Below are 1,213 nucleotides of genomic sequence, written 5' to 3'. Positions count from 1 at the left end.
GTAGATACCGTCTTGGGCGTCAACTGATTTTGGCGTAATCAGCCTGATAGAGCTGACGAGTTTTCCACACACCGAAGCATAAATGCACCAACTTGCGCATGGCCGCTCCCAAAGCGGCCATCTTGCATTTGCCACGTGTCAGCAAGCGCTCGTAAAGCGCCTTCACGTGCGGGTTGTATTTGGTTGCAACCACTGCCGCCATATACAACACAGCACGCAGATGTGCAGGGCCAGCTTTTGACAGCCGTGCTCGACCTAGCACTGAGCTACCCGATTGCCACTCCACCGGTACCAAACCCAGATAAGCGGCTAGTTGCTCTGCATGATCAAAGTGATGCCGATGTAACACCGACAACAGATGACGGCCAACCTGTGGTCCCACGCCTGGGATGCTATTGAGCAATACCAGATCGTCCTTCAATACCGGATGGCGGTCGATGTGGTCATCAATATCCTGCTGCAGTTTTTTCAACTGCGTTTGCAAAAAGTGGATCGAGTCTGCCAGTGACTGACGGATTAACTCAGGTGTGTCAGTCGCATCGGCTTTTTCCTGACGATTCCGTTCGCGCTGCAAGTCCTGTGCAATCGCCTCACGTCGCGATAACAGGGCCTGCAAGGTGCGAGCCTGTGGGCTGGGGGGTGTCCAGAGACCTGGTTGCACCAGTGCGCCATAGCGGGCCAGTACCTGACTGTCGATACCGTCAGTTTTGCTGCGGATGGCAAGGCCTTTGGCGAAGTCACGTACCTGTGCTGGGTTGATGATCGAAACCGCGAGACCCGCATCACACAGCGCCATGGCGGCTTGTTCATGGTACACACCGGTACCTTCGAGAATAGCGTGGATGTTTGAAAGGGCAATATCCTGCTTGCGTAGCCATTGCAGTAACTCAGCAAAACCTGCCTGAGTGTTGGCAACTGACTTAGCCTTACGCTTAGCGCTGTTAGGGTCGAGCAACAAGCTGCAATCCAGTTTGGCCTTAGCAACATCGATACCGAGATAATGCATAGCAAGACTCCTCAGAAAGAAAGCCAAATCGCCCACTTGCCTTGTGCATACAGGGTTGATCCCTTGGCTACCGTTCAGTGTCGGGCTTGGCGATGAGGTGAATCCGGGGGCTTAATCTACTTAACAAGGTCTGGCCTTAAGGGTGGGCTCAAGCTTCCACGGATTCGGGTGGTGATAGCTAATCACCACAAGAGACAAGATACAAGG

General features: G+C 53.5%; 1 protein-coding gene. It reads right to left on the bottom strand.

The window, feature by feature from the left end; all coding sequences use genetic code 11:
* Window positions 1-19 precede the first annotated feature (19 nt).
* Window positions 20-1,006: an IS110 family RNA-guided transposase gene (locus ACYVJG_RS12885; RefSeq protein ID WP_460431410.1), complete on the bottom strand. Its 987-nt coding sequence runs from the start codon at window positions 1,004-1,006 to the stop codon at window positions 20-22.
* Window positions 1,007-1,213: the final 207 nt, after the last annotated feature.

Source organism: Aquaspirillum soli, from assembly GCF_054781915.1.
The sequence above is the reverse complement of the archived record's forward strand: the minus strand, read 5'-3'. Positions and strand labels throughout refer to the sequence as shown.